The organism is Pseudomonas sp. microsymbiont 2, assembly GCF_054788395.1.
Map to the genome: position 1 here is coordinate 768475 of NZ_CM139112.1, position 17289 is coordinate 785763.

Sequence of the window (17289 nt, forward strand, 5' to 3'; positions counted from 1 at the left end):
CGGCCTGCGTGGCAGCGGGCTTGCCCCGCGATGAGTTCTTTGGGCCGCCGTGGCGCTGCGGTAGACTTGCCGCCTTCGCTGAACCCCTGACGGTATTGCCATGAACTTCGCCCAACTCGGCCTGATCGAACCGCTGCTGCGCACCTTGCAGACGCTGGACTACACCACCCCCACGCCGATCCAGGCCAAGGCCATCCCCGCCGTGCTCGCCGGCCGCGACCTGATGGCCGCGGCCCAGACCGGTACCGGCAAGACCGCCGGCTTCGCCCTGCCGGTGCTGCAGCGCCTGGCGCTGGAGGGGGAGAAAGTCGCCAGCAACTCGGTGCGCGCGCTGGTGCTGGTGCCGACCCGTGAACTGGCCGAGCAGGTTCACGCCAATGTGCGTGAGTACGCCGAGAACCTGCCTCTGTCCACTTATGCGGTGTACGGCGGCGTCAGCATCAACCCGCAGATGATGCGCCTGCGCCGCGGCGTCGACCTGTTGGTGGCCACCCCGGGCCGGCTGCTCGACCTGTTCCGCCAGAACGCCATCAAGTTCGGCCAGGTGCAGACCCTGGTGCTCGACGAAGCCGACCGCATGCTCGACCTGGGCTTTGCCGAAGAGCTGCAGGCGGTGTATGCCGCGCTGCCGCGCAAGCGCCAGACACTGCTGTTCTCGGCCACCTTCTCCGAGCAGATCCGTATGCTCGCGGGCCTGGCGCTGAACGACCCGCTGAGCATCGAGGTCAGCCCGCGAAATGCCGCTGCCAACACGGTCAAGCAATGGCTGGTGCCGGTGGACAAGAAGCGCAAGGCCGACCTGTTCTGCCACCTGCTGCGCAAGCAACGCTGGAAGCAGGTGCTGGTGTTCGCCAAGACCCGCAATGGCGTGGATCAGCTGGTCGAGCGCTTGCTGGGCGAGGGCGTGAATGCCGACGGCATCCATGGCGACCGTCCGCAGGCGACCCGCCAACGCGCGCTGGACAGCTTCAAGAGCCGTGAGGTGCAGGTGCTGGTGGCCACCGATGTCGCCGCCCGTGGCCTGGACATCGACGACCTGCCGCTGGTGGTCAATCTCGACCTGCCGATCGTCGCCGAAGACTATGTGCACCGCATCGGTCGTACCGGTCGCGCCGGCAACAAGGGCGAGGCGATCTCGCTGGTGTGCGCCGACGAAGTGCAACTGCTGGCCTCGATCGAGACGCTGATCCGCCAGACCTTGCCACGCCATGAGGAGCCGGACTTCATCCCCGATCACCGGGTGCCGGTGACCGATGCCAGTGGCCAGGTGCTGAAAAAGCCGAAGAAACCCAAGAAGCCGAAAGAGAACAGCGCCAAGCGTGGTCTGGGGCGCTGGATGGACAGCGAGGAGACGGGGGCTTCGGCGCCGGCGGTCAAGGCCGTGCGCAAGGTGCCGAGCTTTGGGGGCAAGCCGGGCAAGCGCAAATCTTGAGATTTTGGGGCCGCTTTGCGGCCCTTTCGCGACACAAGGCCGCTCCTACAGAGGATCGCGCATCACCTGTAGGAGCGGCCTTGTGCCGCGAAAGGACCGCAAAGCGGTCCCGGCATTCTTCAGGCCAGGCGCGCCAGCCAATCCGCCGCCGCATTTCCCGCCCGCAACCCACTGGCGAAACACGCCGTCAGCAAGTACCCGCCAGTCGGTGCCTCCCAATCCAGCATCTCCCCCGCGCAGAACACCCCAGGCAGGTTGCGCACCATCAGCCCCTCATCCAACCCTTCGAAGCGCACGCCACCGGCACTGCTGATCGCTTCATCCAGCGGCCGCGCACGCACCAGTTCGATCGGCAGGGCCTTGATGGCGGCAGCCAGCCGCGAAGGGTCGGCGAACGTGGCCTGATCGGTCAGTTCACGCAGCAGCGCGGCCTTGACCCCGTCGATACCCAGCTGGCCGTGCAGGTGCTTGGCCATCGAGCGTGAGCCCCTGGGCTTGGCCAGGGCCTGGGCGATCTTGTCCACAGGCCGGTCGGGCAGCAGGTCGAGCAGCAGGGTGCCACGTCCGTCGCGGTTGATCGCTTCACGCACCGCCGCCGACCAGGCATACACCAGGCTGCCTTCCACGCCTTGGGCGGTGAGGATGAATTCGCCCTTGCGCGGTGCGGCGCCGGGCACGCTCAAGGCGATGTTCTTCAGCGGCGCGCCAGCGAACTTGTCCTTGAGCAGCTCGCTCCAGCCCTGCACCTCGAAGCCGCAGTTGCTGGCCTGCAACGGCGAGATATCCACACCCCGTTCGGCCAGCAGCGGCACCCAGGTCCCGTCCGAGCCCAGGCGTGCCCAACTGCCGCCGCCCAGCGCCAGGACCACGGCGTCGGCTCGGACCTGTAATTCGCCCTGTGGATAACCGATCCGCAGCGCGCCATCGGCATGCCAGCCCAGCCAGCGGTGACGGGTGTGGATAACCACGCCCGCCTCGCGCAGGCGCTTGAGCCAGGCGCGCAGCAGCGGCGCGGCCTTCATGTTGCGGGGGAACACCCGGCCCGAGGTGCCGACGAAGGTTTCGATGCCCAGGCCGTGAATCCACTGGCGCAGGGCCTCGGCATCGAAGCCGCGCAACAGCGCGTCGAGCTCGCCCTGGCGCTCGGCGTAGCGGCCGACGAAGGCCGGGTAGGGCTCGGAATGGGTGATGTTCATGCCGCCGACGCCGGCCAGCAGGAACTTGCGCCCCACCGAGGGCATGGCGTCGAACACCTCGACCGCCACCCCGCGCCGGGCCAGGGCCTCGGCGGCCATCAGGCCGGCAGGGCCGCCGCCGATCACGGCGACGAGGGGACGGGAAGTGGGGCGAGGATCGTTCATGGCGGGCGACAGGCTGTGGAAAAGACCGCGCATTCTACCTTAGCGGGCTATCCGGAAACACTGCTCAATAAATGATCAGTTCCTTGCAGCTCAGGTAGTTAAAGGGCTGGAGCCGCTTTCTCGCAGGTTATCCACAGGCGGTTCCACAGTCATTGTGAACAACCGATGACCCTGGCCGCGCTGTGATGGAGGATGCCGTGCCGTCGGGCCAGCGCCTCACGGTCCTTGCTGTAGCCGCCGCCGATCACGCCCATCACCGGAATGTCCCGGCCCAGGCACTGGCGCAGCACGTGCTCGTCGCGGGCGGCGAGGCCGGCGTCGGTCAGCTGCAGGTAGCCCAGGGCATCATCCTTGTGCACATCCACCCCGGCGTCGTACAGCACCAGGTCGGGCTGGTACAACGGCAGCAGGTAGTTCAGTGCGTCTTCGACCACCTTGAGGTAGGCGGCGTTGTTCATCCCGCGCGGCAGGGGGATGTCCCAGTCGCTGCGGGCCTTGCGTGCCGGGAAGTTCTGCTCGCAGTGCAGCGACACGGTGATCGCTTCCGGGGTGTCGTGGAGGATGCGCGCGGTGCCGTCGCCCTGGTGCACGTCGCAGTCGAATATCAGCACCCGGTGCACGCGGCCAGCCTCGAGCAGGTAGCGGCTGATCACCGCCAGGTCGTTGAAGATGCAGAAGCCGGCGGGGTGGTCGTAATGGGCGTGGTGGGTGCCGCCGGCCAGGTGGCAGGCGATACCGTGCTGCAAGGCCTGCTCGGCGGTCAGCAGCGAGCCGCCGACGGCGCGCACCGTGCGCCGGGCCAGGGCTTCGCTCCAGGGCAGGCCGAGGCGGCGCTGGTCCTCGCGGGACAGTTCGCCCTGCATGTAGCGCGCGATGTAGTCGCGGTCGTGGGCCAGGGCGAGGATCTCGCTGGGGCAGATTTCCGGGCGCAGCAGCGCGGCGTCGGTGGTCAGGCCGCTGGCGACCAGGTGATCGCGCAGCAGGCGGAACTTGTCCATCGGAAAGCGATGGTCCGGCGGGAACTCAGGGCTGTAGTCGTCGTGGTAGATCAGCGGCAGGGGCATGGTGTCGGCGCGGTAGGGGCGAGAGCCGATCTTGCCAGGATTGGTGGCTTCTGTGGGATGTTCAGACGCCTCGGCCTGGCGCGATCCCTGCGGGAGCGGGCTTGTCGGGGCGCCGAACCGCTGCGAACACGGGCGAAGCCCGTGCCATCCATCGCGTTGTCTGCTTCGCGGGTAAACCCGCTCCCACAGGTACTACGCCGCTCCTACAGAGATCACGTCAGTTAAGAAATCTCAGCAAGACAGTTGCTCCCACAGGGCTGAGCAAAGACCGACAGCCGATCACCGGTTGGCCGAGGCCAGCACCCTTTGCCAGTCCGGCTCGTTCATGCGCCCGAGGATGCGTGCCTTGCCGCTGCCATCCACCGACACGAACAGCGCGCTGGCGTAGCCACTTTCACGCTCGCCACCGGGCACATGCTGCTGGCGGGCGAAGTGGTCGATGCAGCCGTTGTGGGTCACCAGCACAAGATTGTGCCCTGGGCGCTTGCGGGCCATGGCTTCGGCGGGGAACTGCTGATCGCAGCTTTCCAGCCAGTCTTCGCTGGCCACGGCCTGGCCGAGAAGGAAATGCGCGGTCTGGCGCGTGCGCAGCTTGGGGCTGCTGAGCAGGTCGGCATCGGCCAGTCCCAGTTGCCGCATGCCCAGGCCGACCCGCTGCGCCGCCTGGCTGCCAGCGACGGTGATGCCGGTCGAGTCGTCCAGGCACGGGCCTGGCGCGCTGTCGCAGCGCTCGGCGTGGCGGATCATGACGATCACCGCGCCCTCTTTCCAGTCCTGCAGCAAGCCGCTGTCGCTCAACTGTTGTTCATTGCCAAGGTTCACGATGTGCGTCCTCGTCACGAGCCATGTGCCGGCGCCGGCCAATGCCAGCAACAGGCCGATCGCGGCGCCGATCGTCGTGCGCGAGCGGCGCCGTTTGGGGCTGGCCAGCAGGGCTGGGTTGTGCAAGGTGGTGCTGGACAGCATGCGTCACTCCGATGGCAGTGCGGCGTCGACGATGGCCGCGGTGGTTGCCGGCATTCTCTGGAGTGGCCTGTTGGAGGGCGGTGAAGGCGATGTGAAAAAAGCATCGTGCAGCGAATGCGACGATGAAAGTTTCTACATCGTCCTACGCTGTAGACTGCCAGACCGCGATTTCGGAGCCGCACCGATGACCCCCATTCTTGAACTGGAAAGCCCACGCCTGGTGCTGCGCCAATGGCAGGACGACGACCTGCGCGAGTTCGCCGCCCTGTGCGCCGATCCCCAGGTGATGCGTTACTTTCCCGCGCCGATGAGCCGCGTGGAGACGGCCGCGTTGATCGGGCGGATCCGTGGCCATTTCAATGAGTACGGCTTTGGCCTGTGGGCCCTGGAGCGCAAGGACAGTGGTGCCTTCATCGGCATGACCGGCCTGCTCAACGTCAACTTCGACGCGCCGTTCGGCCCGGCGGTGGAGATCGGCTGGCGCCTGGCCCGCCGGCACTGGGGGCTGGGCTTCGCCAGCGAGGCGGCCTGGGCTTGCCTGCGCTGTGCCTTCGCGCAGTTGCACCTGGACGAAGTGGTGTCGTTTACCGCCCAGAGCAACCTGCCATCGCAGAAAGTGATGCAGGCCATCGGCATGGTCCAGGACCTCGAAGGCAGCTTCGAGCACCCCCGCCTGCCCGTTGGCGATCCGCTGCGCCCACACGTGCTGTACCGCATCGACCGCGACCGCTGGCAACAGAATCTGCGCGGCTGAATAGGTCGCCATTCGTGCGACGGGACGAGTGGCAAAACCCTGTATCATTCGCCGGTATAACCGCGCCGAATTGCCTTGCCAGGAGAACCGCATGAGCCACGTACTCGACGATCTGGTCGACTTGCTGAGCCTCGAATCCATCGAAGAGAACCTGTTCCGTGGCCGCAGCCAGGACCTGGGCTTTCGCCAGCTGTACGGCGGCCAGGTGCTCGGCCAGTCGCTGTCGGCGGCCAGCCAGACGGTCGAGGACGCCCGCCATGTGCATTCGCTGCATGGCTACTTCCTGCGCCCGGGCGATGCCAGCATGCCGGTGGTCTACTCGGTGGACCGCGTGCGCGATGGCGGCAGTTTCAGCACCCGGCGCGTGACGGCGATCCAGAAGGGCCAGCCGATCTTCACCTGCAGCGCATCGTTCCAGTACGACGAAGACGGTTTCGAGCACCAGGCGCAGATGCCCGACGTGGTCGGCCCGGAGAACCTGCCGAGCGAAGTCGAGCTGGCCAGTGCCATGGCCGACAAGCTGCCCGAGCGCATTCGCGACAAGGTGCTGTGCGCCAAGCCGATCGAGATCCGTCCGGTCACCGAGCGCGACCCGTTCGACCCCAAGCCGGGCGATCCGGTCAAGTACGCCTGGTTCCGCGCCGATGGCACGCTCCCGGACATTCCCGCGCTGCACAAGTACCTGCTGGCCTACGCCTCGGACTTCGGCCTGCTGACCACCGCGCTGCTGCCCCATGGCAAGTCGGTGTGGCAGAAGGACATGCAGATCGCCAGCCTCGACCACGCCTTGTGGTTCCACCGCGACCTGCGCGCCGACGACTGGCTGCTGTATGCCACCGACAGCCCGTGGGCCGGCAACGCCCGTGGCTTTACCCGTGGCAGCATCTTCAACCGCGCCGGGCAACTGGTGGCCTCGTCCACCCAGGAAGGCCTGATTCGCCACCGCAAGGACTGGGCATGAACCTGCGGGACATCCGCCACTGGGTGTTCGACATGGACGGCACGCTGACCGTCGCCGTGCATGACTTCGCGGCCATTCGCGAGGCGCTCGGCATCCCGCCCGACCACGACATCCTCACTCACCTGGCCGCCTTGCCAGCGGCGCAGGCCGCGGCCAAGCATGCCTGGTTGCTGGAGCACGAACGTGACCTGGCGATCGCCTCGCAGGCCGCGGACGGCGCGGTGGCGCTGGTGCGGGAACTGGCCGCCCGCGATTGCCGGCTGGCCATTCTCACCCGCAATGCCCGTGAGCTGGCCCATGTCACCCTGGAGGCCATCGGCCTGGCCGACTGCTTCCCGGTGGAGCATATCCTCGGCCGTGATGAGGCGGCGCCCAAACCCAGCCCGGACGGACTGTTGCAGATCGCCCGGGCGTGGGGCGTGAGCCCTGGTGAGATGGTGATGGTCGGTGATTATCGCTTCGACCTCGATTGTGGCCGGGCCGCCGGCACCCGCACCGTGCTGGTCAACCTGCCGGACAACCCATGGCCGCAGTTGGCCGACTGGCATGCGGTCGATTGCCGGGCGCTGAGGGCGTTGCTCGGCTGACGGCGCTATCGTGGGGCAAGCCCGCTCCCACGCATCCATTGGACTGCCCCGAGAAGCTGGACATCGATCCAGCCCTTGGGGGCAGTCCACATCGAGGGAGCGGGCTGGCCCCGCGATCGCCCAGACCTGTCTAAGCTGACTGCACCTTTTCCCACGATGGAGACGTCATCCATGAGTACCAAGGCCATCTACGTGCTGCCCGGCGGCGGTTACGACAAGGTCCAGGTCGGCACCTGCGAAACCGCCGCGCCCAAGGCCGGCGAGATCACCGTACGGCTGCACGCCAGCTCCCTCAACTACCACGACTTCGCCGTGGTCAGAGGCATGTGGGGGCCGAGCGAGCGACGCATCCCGATGGCCGATGGCGCCGGCGAGGTGATCGCGGTGGGCTCTGGGGTCAGCGAGTTCAAGGTCGGCGACGCGGTGGTCAGCACCTTCTTCCCCGACTGGCTCGACGGCCAGGCCGAAGTCGAAGGCTTCGCCAGCGTGCCCGGCGATGGCATCGACGGTTACGCGCGTGAACAGGTGACCGCGCGCGCCACTTCGTTCACCCATGCGCCCAAAGGCTACAGCCACGCCGAGGCGGCGACCCTGACCACCGCGGGCCTCACCGCCTGGCGCGCGCTGATGAGCGACGACCATCTCAAGCCCGGCGACAGCGTGCTGGTGCAGGGCACCGGCGGCGTGTCGATCTTCGCCCTGCAGTTCGCCAAGCTGGCCGGCGCCACGGTGATCGCCACCTCGTCCAGCGATGCCAAGCTCGAACGACTCAAGGCCCTCGGCGCCGATCATCTGATCAACTACAAGAGCACCCCGGCCTGGGGCGAGCAGGTGCGCCGGCTGACCGACAACCGTGGCGTCGATCATGTGATCGAAGTAGGTGGCCCGGCGACGCTGGAGCAATCGATGATCGCCGCGCGCATTGGTGGCCAGGTGTCGCTGATCGGCATCCTCACCGGGGTGGCCGGGCAGTTGCCGCTGGTGCAGGCACTGGTGCGGCAGATCCGCCTGCAGGGCGTGCTGGTGGGCAGCCGCGCCCAGCAGCAGGCGATGGTGCGCGCCATCGATGCCAACGGCATGCGGCCGGTGGTGGACAAGCATTTCGAACTGGAGCAGATCGTCGAGGCATTCAAGTACCAGGAGAGCAACCGGCATTTCGGCAAGATCTGCCTGACCTGGTGAGATGAGCCTTTGCTGGCTGACTCGTTGATTCAGCTTGACCCTGTGGGAGCGGCTTTAGCCGCGAAGCAAGCGATGCGGTGGATGGCACCGGCGCCGGTGTTCGCGGCTAAAGCCGCTCCCACAGGTCCCTGCCAGGTCGACAAGTGGATCAGGTATGTGACAGCAACGGGAACATCAGCGGCTGGGCTTCGAGGCCTGTCTGCGTCGTACCCCAGACGAACAGCGCATCGTCGTTATCCACAACCCGCGTGGCGAACCCTTCGCCGTGCAGCGGTGCGAACCCCAGCACCACCTCTTGCGTGTGATCCGTGACCAGCTCGGCCAGCACGTCGTGCAGCGCCAGTGCGCGTGGGCAGAACACCTCGACCAGCACCATCCGTTCACCGTCGTGTTCCACGACCACATAGGCTTCGTGCCGTGTCGAGTGGAACAACGCCTCCCGGTAAGGCCCGTCACAATAGAACATGGTCAACGGCACATTCGGCATGAGGCTCAATCGCGCCTGTGGACAACTCTTTTCCACCGCGTCGATGAAGCGTTGGCGTTGTTCGCCATCGTCCAGGTTCACCGGGTGGAAGGTGTTGGTCTTTGGCTGTGCCAACCACGGCTGGTAGTACTCGTGTTCGATCACTCGGCGGAAGCCGAACCTGGGATAGAGATCCAGCACGGTGCTGTTGGCGAACAGATACAGCAGGTCGCATTGGCCTGCCCAGCGCTGCACCAGCACTTCCATCAGGTAGCGGCTGTAGCCACGGCCTTGAGCCTCTGGAGCGGTCATCACCGTACCGATCTGCACGCCGCGCAAGCGTCTGCCATCGAGGGTGAAGTCCAGCAGGTTGGCCGACGCATTGGCCAGCATCTTCCCGGCTCGTACCAGCGAGCAAGGCTGGTTGCCGTCCTGCCAGAACCCCGCCTGGTACCAGGCTTCGAAGTCGAAGTCGTAGGTCTGGCGGGTGAGGGCGTTGAGTTCGCCGCGCAGCTTTGGATCGTCGCGGTAGTGCTCGACCCGCGTGAGCGCGGGGTCGTTGAGAATAATGGCCATGGCGTCCATGCCTGTCGCTGAAGGGAGGGTAGAGGTTAGTCGTCGCAGCGCTGAAAAGTTGTAAGAGTTTGTGCTGCCGCGCTCACGTTCGCCTTCAGTCGGGCACCAACCGATCCCGGCTGTTGGACAGGTGCAGGCACATGGCCGCTCGTGCCGCGTCCGGGTCCTGGCGGCGAATGGCATTGAGGATCGCCTCGTGCTCCAGGTTCGCCAAGTACGCGTGCCGGGCCAGGCGGGCACCGGCGCGCTCAGCCTGAGCGATGCGATTGCGCGGGATCAGCGCCGTGCCCAGGTGCGCCATCATCTCGCCGAAATACAGGTTGCCGGTGGCCTCGGCGATCAGCAGGTGAAAGCGTCGGTCAGCTTCGATGCAGCTGTCGCCGGCGGCTGCCAGGTCCTGGTAGTCGTCCAGCGCCTGGCGCATCTGCGCCAGCTGGCGCTCGTCGCGGCGCAGGGCGGCGAGGGCGGCGGCCTGGCCTTCCAGGCCGAGGCGTAACTCCAGCAGGTCGCGCACGCTGGCCGCGCTTTCCGGGCCAACCCGCAGTCCGGGCTGGGCCTGGCGCTCGATGACGAAGGTGCCGATGCCATGACGGGTTTCCACCAGGCCGGATGCTTGGAGTTTCGACAGCGCCTCGCGCACCACGGTGCGGCTGATGGCGTGATCGCGCACCAGCGCGTTTTCCGAGGGCAGTCGGTCGCCCGGTGCGTAGGTGCCGAGGAGGATCTGCTGGGTGAGGCGTGAGACCAGGTCGTGGGCGCGGGACATCGGAGGCTCTCTGGTGAGGGGGTGGCGGGTGCGGCCCGATCGCGGGGCAAGCCCGCTCCCACAGGTGGCGTGGGCCAGCCTTTCGATAGCCAATCTACTTGTATGACAAGTTCTGCACAAAGAATTTTTTGATCTGGAAATTGGCAACCGCTTGCCAGCTTCAACTTTCTCGTTTGTGGATGTTTTGCCGATTTTATGCAGATATTTGCTTGTATTTTCGGCTTTACCTGAAAAATTGTTGTTGTCGTACAACCACCTCGAGAATATGCTCTTTCTCACCTGGAGGTCAGACAACTCTCTGTCCAGCACCAGCCCCCAATAAAAACAATGAGTGGGAGCCCCCCATGAACGACACCCTAGATCCGTCTGCGCACACGCTTGCCAGTGCCGTGGCCAAGGTCAAGCGCCATGTCCTGCCGCTGTTCGTCATCATGTTCATCGTCAACTACCTGGACCGCGTCAACATCGGCTTCGTCCGCCCGCACCTGGAGAGCGACCTGGGCATTAGCGCGGCGGCCTATGGCTTCGGCGCCGGCCTGTTCTTCATCGGCTACGCCCTGTTCGAAGTGCCCTCGAACATGCTGCTGCAGCGGGTCGGCGCGCGCCTGTGGCTGACCCGCATCATGTTCACCTGGGGCCTGGTGGCCACGGCCATGGCCTTCGTGCAGACCGAGACCCAGTTCTACGTGCTGCGCTTTCTGCTCGGGGTCGCCGAAGCCGGGTTCTTCCCCGGCGTGATCTACTACTTCACCCGCTGGCTGCCGGCCGCCGAGCGCGGCAAGGCCATCGCCATCTTCCTCAGTGGCTCGGCCGTGGCTTCGCTGATCTCCGGCCCCCTGGCCGGTGCGTTGATGCAGATCCAGGGCATGGGCCTGCACGGCTGGCAGTGGATGCTGTTCATCGAAGGCATGGCTTCGGTGGTGCTGTGTTTCTTCGTGTTCTTCTGGCTCGATTCCAAGCCCCACGACGCCAAGTGGCTGAGCCGTGCCGAGCAGGATGCGCTGGTGGCGGCCATCGACCAGGAGCAGCGCGAGCGCGAGGCCGGCGGCGCGACCAAGGTATCGGCCTGGCGCCTGCTCAAGGACCGTCAGATCGTGCTGTTCTGCCTGATCTACTTCTGCATCCAGCTGACCATCTACGCCGCCACCTTCTGGCTGCCGAGCATCATCAAGCGCATGGGCGAGCTGAGCGACCTGCAGGTCGGCTTCTTCAACTCGATCCCCTGGCTGATCTCGATCATCGCCATGTACGCCTTCGCCGCCTGCGCCAGGCGCTGGAGGTTCCAGCAGGCCTGGGTGGCTGCGGCCCTGCTGGTCGCGGCATGCGGCATGTTCATGTCCACCACTGGCGGCCCGGTGTTCGCCTTCGTCGCGGTGTGCTTCGCCGCCATCGGCTTCAAGGCTGCCTCGTCGCTGTTCTGGCCGATTCCCCAGGGCTACCTGGATGCGCGTATCGCGGCGGCGGTGATCGCCCTGGTCAACTCGGTGGGCAACCTCGGCGGCTTTGTCGCGCCCACCACCTTCGGCCTGCTGGAGCAGCAGACAGGCTCGATCCAGGGCGGCCTGTACGGCCTGGCGGTGACTTCGGTGCTGGCCGCCATCGCCGTGTTCTTCGTGCGCATGCGCCCCAAAGGCGCGGCGTCCCCTGACTTCAAGGCCGCTTCGGCCAACTGACCCCGCGAGAGACTCCATGAACATGCAGACAACCCCACAGGCTCACCTCGGCACCCCGGTGGTCACGGATTTGCGCGTGATCCCGGTGGCCGGTCACGACAGCATGCTGCTTAACCTCAGCGGCGCCCACGGCCCGTTCTTCACCCGCAATGTCGTGGTGCTGCGCGACAGCGCCGGCAACACCGGCCTGGGCGAAGTGCCCGGGGGCGAGAAGATCCGCCAGACCCTGGAGGATGCCCGGGCGCTGGTGGTCGGCCAGCCCATCGGCCACTACCAGCGGGTGCTCAATGCCATGCGCGAGACCTTCGCCAACCGTGATGCGGGCGGGCGAGGGCTGCAGACCTTCGATCTGCGCATTACCGTGCACGCGGTCACCGCCATGGAGTCCGCCCTGCTTGATCTGCTCGGCCAGCACCTGGGCGTGCCGATGGCCGCGTTGCTGGGCGAGGGCCAGCAGCGTGAGGCGGTGAAGATGCTCGGTTACCTGTTCTACATCGGCGATCGCCAGCGCACCGACCTGGCCTATCGCAACGAGGCCAATGCCGACGACGCTTGGCTCCGGCTGCGCCATGAACAGGCCCTGACGCCGGAAGCGGTGGTGCGCCTGGCCGAAGCCGCCAAGGCCCGTTATGGTTTCAACGACTTCAAGCTCAAGGGCGGTGTACTGCGCGGTGAAGAGGAGATGGAGGCGGTTGTCGCCCTGGCCGAGCGCTTCCCTGATGCGCGTATCACCCTTGACCCGAATGGCGCCTGGTCGCTGAAGCAAGCCATCGCCCTGTGCCGCGACAAGCATCAGGTGCTGGCCTACGCCGAAGACCCTTGCGGTGCCGAGAACGGTTACTCCGGGCGCGAGGTGATGGCCGAGTTCCGCCGCGCCACCGGGCTGCGCACCGCCACCAACATGATCGCCACCGACTGGCGACAGATGGGCCACGCGATCCAGTCGCAAGCGGTGGACATCCCCTTGGCCGATCCGCACTTCTGGACCCTGCAAGGCTCGGTACGGGTGGCGCAGATGTGCCATGACTGGGGGCTGACCTGGGGCTCGCACTCGAACAACCACTTCGATATCTCGCTGGCGATGTTTACCCAGGTGGCGGCTGCCGCGCCGGGCGAGATCACCGCCATCGACACGCACTGGATCTGGCAGGACGGCCAGCGTCTGACCCGCGAGCCGCTGCGCATCGTCGAGGGGCATGTGCGCGTGCCCGAGCGGCCGGGGCTGGGGGTCGAGCTGGACGAAGACCAGCTGGCCAAGGCCCATGAGTGCTATCGCAACATGGGGCTTGGGGCGCGCGATGACAGCGTGGCCATGCAGTACCTGATGCCGGGGTGGGCCTTCGACAACAAGCGGCCTTGCCTGGTGCGCTGATCAACCACCTACCGCCCTATCGCGGGGCAAGCCCGCTCCCATGCCACACATTGCTCGTGGGAGCGGGCTTGCCCCGCGATAGGGCCTCCTGCAAACATTTCCTGCTGCCACCGGCGTTCCCGGTCGGGCGTAGGCAGACGCCCGTGCAGCGCCGCCCCGGTAACCCGGGGCTTTTTTCGTTTACGCCGCCGTTGCGTACACCACCACCGCCGCCCGCAGCTTGCGACCACCGAACAGGCTCATGCGCTGGAACTCCTGGTGGCTGACCGGCAGATGCTGGCAATCCAGGGCCTGGCGATGGCGACCGTGGTCGATGTCAGGATCGTGCAGATACACGAAGTCGTCATCACAGGCGGTGACCAGCACCCAGTGCGGCGCCTTGCTCCCGGTCAGCCGGTAGTTGCTGATCAGTACCAGCGCCAGGCCGCCTTCGGCCAGTACCCGAGGCAGGTCGGGCGCCGGCCGGGCGATCGTCACGTCACTGCCGTGCAGCTCGGCGCAGAAGTCCTCGTGGACCAGGCGCATCACCTCCTTCTTCGCCGGCTGGCGCACGCCATCGAGAAACAGCGGCCCTTCGGTGTTGACCTGCAGGCGTACACGAAAACCCCGGCGCCAGGCGGCCAGTGCCAGTCCGTGCGGGCTGCAGCCGCCGTGGCCGGAGGTCATGAACACCGTGGTCGCCTCGCGCCACAGGCGCAGTTCCTCGTGGCGCGTGGGCTGGCGCTGCGGTTGCAGGGCCGCCATGGCCATCAACAGACAGGCCGGGCCGCAGGTGAAATCGGTGGTCTGGGCGTAGTAAGGGACCGGGCGCGACTCGACGGTCGGGCGCTGGAGGATGCGCTTCTCGTAGCGCAGGGCGCTGGCGTGGTCTTCGTAGTAGTCGTCCACCAGCGCGAAGCGCCGATAGCCGTGGCGTTCGTACAGGGCGATGGCTGATGGGTTGTCGATGCGCACTTCCAGGCGCAGGTAGGCGCGCTCGTGCTCCAGCGCGCAACGTTCGGCCTGTTCGAGCAGGCGGGCGCCCAGCCCCTGGCCGCGCGCGGCTTCGGCAATGGCAATGGAATAGAGCCGTGCCAGCGAGGTGCCGCGATGGAACAGCAATAGCGCGTAACCCATCAGCTGGCCATTGCGCTGGGCCACCAGCAGGCTGGCATTGGCATGGGACAGCATCCAGCGGAAGCTGCGTGGGGTGAGCCGGTCCAGGGCGAAGCACTGGTTCTCCAGCGCCAGCAGATCCGGCAGGTCATCAACGGTTGCCAGGCGAAATTCGATATGCATAGAGCCGCCGTAAAAGTTGCGTAATGAAACGGGACATTCGAAAAACTTCGTGCTTAATAGAAGCAGTGTGTACCCAACACAGGGCTTCAAAAATGTCTTCGTTTCAGGAACCCTTGCCTGGATGGACCAGGGAAAGTTCAAATCAATCCGCAACTGGTGTTATTTATCCACTGCCGCTGGACAGCAAGTCAAGCCAGTTGGTGATTATCGTGGAGCGCCGTGATGACTGGGCTTCGTACCTCCCGAGCGAGGATGTCGTGACGGCTCAGGAATATCTGGAACAGCCGCGCGAAGCGGAAAGTGGCAAACGCGTTCAAGTCATAAACTTATGTCGTAATTATAAGTACCTAGGCCATGGTTATTATTGTTCGCTGTTGGCCGAGGCGCGCGGGCATAAAGTTATTCCTTCGGTACGAAGTATCAGTGAGTTGACCCGCAAGTCGCTGTATGGATTGGCCCTCGACGACATGACCAGTCGCCTGGAGAGTGCCCTGGCCAATCATCCTTATGGCGAAACCGAAGGCTTCACCCTGACCCTGTATTTCGGCCGTACCGACCTGGAGCCGCTGCAGGATATCGCCCGCCAGCTGTTCGAAAGTTTTCCGTGTCCGATCCTGCTGGTGGAGTTTCGCAAGAGCAGCACCTGGCATATCGCCGGGGTCAAGGCCGGCGCGTTGCACAAGCTGCGCGAAGACCAGCAGGACCAGTTCGCCAATGCGCTCGACGGTTTCAGTCGCAGGATCTGGCGCCAGCCGCGCTCACGTCGTGTGGCGCGCTATGACCTGGCGATCCTCCACGACCCCGACGAAGCGTTGCCGCCGTCCAACCCCGAGGCGCTCGAGCGCTTCGTGCGTGCCGGGCACCAGCTGGGCATCGACGTCGAGCTGATCGGCAAGAAGGACTACGCGCGCCTGGCCGAGTACGATGCGCTGCTGATCCGCGAGACCACCAGCGTCGACAACCACACCTACCGCTTCGCCAAGAAGGCCGAGAGCGAAGGGCTGGTGGTGATGGACGACCCGGCGTCGATCCTGCGTTGCACCAACAAGGTCTACCTGACCGACCTGCTGCGCAGCCATCGCCTGGCCATGCCGGCCAGCGAGATCCTCTACCGCGACAACCCCCAGGCCCTGGAAGGGATCGGCGAGCGCCTGGGCTTCCCGCTGGTGCTGAAGATTCCCGACGGCTGCTTCTCCCGTGGCGTGATCAAGGTCAAGGACCCCGCCGAACTCCAGGCCGCCACCGCCGAACTGTTCGAGCACTCGGTGCTGCTGCTGGCCCAGGAATACCTCTACACCGAGTACGACTGGCGCATCGGCGTGCTCAACCGCAAGCCGATCTTCGCCTGCCAGTACTTCATGTCCAAAGGGCACTGGCAGATCTTCAACCACCAGGCCCAGCGCGACGAGGTCAACGGCGAATGCCGCACCCTGGCCGTGCACGAGGCACCGCGCGCGGTGGTGGAGCTGGCGGTAAAGGCCGCCAACCTGATCGGCGACGGGCTGTACGGGGTGGACCTCAAGCAGGTGGGCGACCGGGTGGTGGTGATCGAGGTCAACGACAACCCCAACCTCGACGCCGGCATCGAGGATGCCTATCTGCACGACGACCTCTACACCCTGGTGCTGGAGGAATTCATCCGCCGCCTGGAGCAGAAGCGTCGGGGGCAAGCCTGGTAACGAGGTGCTGGCATGATCGAAAGCTACAGCCTGGCCCATGGCCAGTTGCGCAAGCGCGAAGGGCTCGATTGCGAGGTGCTGCTGTTCGTCGAACCGGACAGTGCCGAGCGTGAACTGCTGCAGGCCTGGTTCCACCTGGACGCCCATGCCCTGGCGTCAGCGTTGGACCCGGACGAGGTGTCGCGGATCGAGCTGCACCGCGATGGCCTGTTCCTGATCTGGAAGCGCCCGGAGAGCTATACCGGAGGCGACAGCTTTGCCTTCCAGGTGTCGTCGTTCGGCATGCTGATGGTCGACGGCCACCTGGTGCTGATCGCCCCGGACGCCTCCCTGCTCGATGGCCTCGGGCAACGCCATGCGCTGCACGACCCGATGGATGTCCTGCTGGCCATCCTGCTGGACAACCTGCACCACTACCTGGGGCACCTGAAGGTGATCAAGATGGTCGCCCGCGAACTGCAGCAACGCTTCGAGCAGTCGCTGGAAAACCACCACCTGATGCAGATGTTCAACCTCAGCGAGAGCCTGATCCACTACATCAACGCCATCCACAGCAATGGCGCGGTGCTCTCGCGGCTGCGCGCCCATGGCGAGAAGCGCCATTTCAACCCCGAGGTGCTGGCGCTGATCGACGACCTGGTCATCGAGAATACCCAGTGCCACAAGCAGGCCGAGATCTACTCGACGGTGTTCGCCGGACTCATGGACGCCCGTGGCAACCTGGCCAACAACGCGATGAACGAAACCCTGCGCAAGCTCACCCTTATCAATGTGGTGTTCCTGCCGCTGAACCTGATCGCCAGCATTGGCGGCATGTCCGAATTCAGCATGATGACCGCAGGCGTGCCATGGTGGCTGGCTTATGCGCTGCTGGTGCTGGCGATGATGCTGCTGGGCGTATTGATGGTGCTGGCGCTCAAGCGCCTGGCACGATCGGGAAAACATCGTGGTCCTGTGGGAGCGGGTTCACCCGCGAATGCGTTGGAGAATCCACAGGCCCTTTCGCGGGTAAACCCGCTCCCACAGGCACCAGCGTTTCACCCTAACCCGTAGGTGCCAACCATGCTGGCGAAGCCCTGCATAGCCGGCCAGTTTCGATCGTTAATCCGCAGAGCCCATGAGCAACCTGCAGATCGGCCTGATGACCGTCACCGCGATCGTGGTTTTCGCCG

Annotated in this window: 15 protein-coding genes; 9 read left to right on the forward strand and 6 right to left on the reverse strand. The window is 65.6% G+C overall.

The window, feature by feature from the left end:
* Window positions 1-100 precede the first annotated feature (100 nt).
* Entirely contained in the window at window positions 101-1432 is a 1332-nt protein-coding gene (locus ACYUME_RS03520; RefSeq protein ID WP_460418067.1) for a DEAD/DEAH box helicase, read from the forward strand.
* A 119-nt stretch (window positions 1433-1551) separates the two neighbouring features.
* On the opposite strand, the gene ACYUME_RS03525 is transcribed toward ACYUME_RS03520, so the two are convergent.
* The 3 genes from ACYUME_RS03525 to pmrG form a co-directional block, all read right to left on the reverse strand.
* A complete protein-coding gene (locus tag ACYUME_RS03525; RefSeq protein ID WP_460418068.1) occupies window positions 1552-2793 on the reverse strand; it encodes a TIGR03862 family flavoprotein in 1242 nt (413 codons plus the stop codon).
* Between the two features lie 149 nt (window positions 2794-2942).
* Window positions 2943-3857, reverse strand: a complete 915-nt coding sequence (locus tag ACYUME_RS03530; protein WP_460418069.1) for a histone deacetylase family protein — start codon at window positions 3855-3857, stop codon at window positions 2943-2945.
* Window positions 3858-4136: 279 nt separating this feature from the next.
* On the reverse strand, window positions 4137-4823 hold the full coding sequence (gene pmrG / locus ACYUME_RS03535; RefSeq protein WP_279882509.1) for a lipopolysaccharide core heptose(II)-phosphate phosphatase PmrG: 687 nt from the start codon (window positions 4821-4823) through the stop codon (window positions 4137-4139).
* A gap of 184 nt (window positions 4824-5007) precedes the next feature.
* Between pmrG and ACYUME_RS03540 the strand changes: the two genes are divergently transcribed.
* From ACYUME_RS03540 to ACYUME_RS03555, 4 genes are all read left to right on the forward strand, one after another.
* Window positions 5008-5577 carry a GNAT family N-acetyltransferase gene (locus ACYUME_RS03540; RefSeq protein WP_460419280.1) on the forward strand — a complete coding sequence of 190 codons (570 nt, stop codon included), beginning with the start codon at window positions 5008-5010 and terminating at the stop codon, window positions 5575-5577.
* Window positions 5578-5668: 91 nt separating this feature from the next.
* Entirely contained in the window at window positions 5669-6538 is an 870-nt protein-coding gene (tesB, locus tag ACYUME_RS03545) for an acyl-CoA thioesterase II (RefSeq protein ID WP_460418070.1), read from the forward strand.
* Entirely contained in the window at window positions 6535-7125 is a 591-nt protein-coding gene (locus tag ACYUME_RS03550) for an HAD family hydrolase (protein ID WP_460418071.1), read from the forward strand. Before tesB ends, ACYUME_RS03550 begins: the two co-directional genes overlap by 4 nt.
* 171 nt (window positions 7126-7296) lie before the next feature.
* Entirely contained in the window at window positions 7297-8307 is a 1011-nt protein-coding gene (locus tag ACYUME_RS03555; protein ID WP_460418072.1) for a zinc-dependent alcohol dehydrogenase family protein, read from the forward strand.
* Between the two features lie 148 nt (window positions 8308-8455).
* Here the strand turns inward: ACYUME_RS03555 and ACYUME_RS03560 are convergent, their stop codons facing one another.
* Both ACYUME_RS03560 and ACYUME_RS03565 read right to left on the reverse strand, forming a co-directional pair.
* The gene (locus ACYUME_RS03560; RefSeq protein ID WP_460418073.1) at window positions 8456-9349 is read right to left on the reverse strand and encodes a GNAT family N-acetyltransferase; all 894 of its coding nucleotides are present in this window, start codon (window positions 9347-9349) and stop codon (window positions 8456-8458) included.
* 94 nt (window positions 9350-9443) lie between these two features.
* The gene (locus ACYUME_RS03565) at window positions 9444-10115 is read right to left on the reverse strand and encodes a FadR/GntR family transcriptional regulator (protein WP_279882521.1); all 672 of its coding nucleotides are present in this window, start codon (window positions 10113-10115) and stop codon (window positions 9444-9446) included.
* A 344-nt stretch (window positions 10116-10459) separates the two neighbouring features.
* On the opposite strand from ACYUME_RS03565, the gene ACYUME_RS03570 reads away from it, so the two are divergent.
* Window positions 10460-11788: an MFS transporter gene (locus tag ACYUME_RS03570; RefSeq protein WP_460418074.1), complete on the forward strand. Its 1329-nt coding sequence runs from the start codon at window positions 10460-10462 to the stop codon at window positions 11786-11788.
* Window positions 11789-11804: 16 nt separating this feature from the next.
* A complete protein-coding gene (gudD, locus tag ACYUME_RS03575; RefSeq protein ID WP_460418075.1) occupies window positions 11805-13160 on the forward strand; it encodes a glucarate dehydratase in 1356 nt (451 codons plus the stop codon).
* A gap of 180 nt (window positions 13161-13340) precedes the next feature.
* Here gudD and ACYUME_RS03580 read toward each other — a convergent pair whose 3' ends face one another.
* Window positions 13341-14438, reverse strand: coding sequence for a peptidase C39 family protein (locus ACYUME_RS03580; RefSeq protein ID WP_460418076.1), 1098 nt, complete (start codon window positions 14436-14438; stop codon window positions 13341-13343).
* Between the two features lie 92 nt (window positions 14439-14530).
* Here ACYUME_RS03580 and ACYUME_RS03585 point away from each other — a divergent pair, with 92 nt between their 5' ends.
* Window positions 14531-16117 (forward strand): RimK family protein, encoded by a 1587-nt coding sequence (locus tag ACYUME_RS03585; protein ID WP_279882529.1) that lies wholly within the window; start codon window positions 14531-14533, stop codon window positions 16115-16117.
* Between the two features lie 12 nt (window positions 16118-16129).
* On the forward strand, window positions 16130-17170 hold the full coding sequence (locus ACYUME_RS03590; RefSeq protein ID WP_279882531.1) for a magnesium transporter CorA family protein: 1041 nt from the start codon (window positions 16130-16132) through the stop codon (window positions 17168-17170).
* Window positions 17171-17289 lie beyond the last annotated feature (119 nt).

Coding starts and splice junctions, on each gene's coding strand:
- ACYUME_RS03530 (WP_460418069.1), bottom strand. CDS start 3,857: ATGCCCCTGCCGCTGATCTACCACGACGACTACAGCCCTGAGTTCCCG.
- gudD (WP_460418075.1), top strand. CDS start 11,805: ATGAACATGCAGACAACCCCACAGGCTCACCTCGGCACCCCGGTGGTC.
- pmrG (WP_279882509.1), bottom strand. CDS start 4,823: ATGCTGTCCAGCACCACCTTGCACAACCCAGCCCTGCTGGCCAGCCCC.
- ACYUME_RS03540 (WP_460419280.1), top strand. CDS start 5,008: ATGACCCCCATTCTTGAACTGGAAAGCCCACGCCTGGTGCTGCGCCAA.
- ACYUME_RS03565 (WP_279882521.1), bottom strand. CDS start 10,115: ATGTCCCGCGCCCACGACCTGGTCTCACGCCTCACCCAGCAGATCCTC.
- tesB (WP_460418070.1), top strand. CDS start 5,669: ATGAGCCACGTACTCGACGATCTGGTCGACTTGCTGAGCCTCGAATCC.
- ACYUME_RS03560 (WP_460418073.1), bottom strand. CDS start 9,349: ATGGCCATTATTCTCAACGACCCCGCGCTCACGCGGGTCGAGCACTAC.
- ACYUME_RS03550 (WP_460418071.1), top strand. CDS start 6,535: ATGAACCTGCGGGACATCCGCCACTGGGTGTTCGACATGGACGGCACG.
- ACYUME_RS03525 (WP_460418068.1), bottom strand. CDS start 2,793: ATGAACGATCCTCGCCCCACTTCCCGTCCCCTCGTCGCCGTGATCGGC.
- ACYUME_RS03580 (WP_460418076.1), bottom strand. CDS start 14,438: ATGCATATCGAATTTCGCCTGGCAACCGTTGATGACCTGCCGGATCTG.
- ACYUME_RS03590 (WP_279882531.1), top strand. CDS start 16,130: ATGATCGAAAGCTACAGCCTGGCCCATGGCCAGTTGCGCAAGCGCGAA.
- ACYUME_RS03555 (WP_460418072.1), top strand. CDS start 7,297: ATGAGTACCAAGGCCATCTACGTGCTGCCCGGCGGCGGTTACGACAAG.
- ACYUME_RS03570 (WP_460418074.1), top strand. CDS start 10,460: ATGAACGACACCCTAGATCCGTCTGCGCACACGCTTGCCAGTGCCGTG.
- ACYUME_RS03585 (WP_279882529.1), top strand. CDS start 14,531: ATGTCTTCGTTTCAGGAACCCTTGCCTGGATGGACCAGGGAAAGTTCA.
- ACYUME_RS03520 (WP_460418067.1), top strand. CDS start 101: ATGAACTTCGCCCAACTCGGCCTGATCGAACCGCTGCTGCGCACCTTG.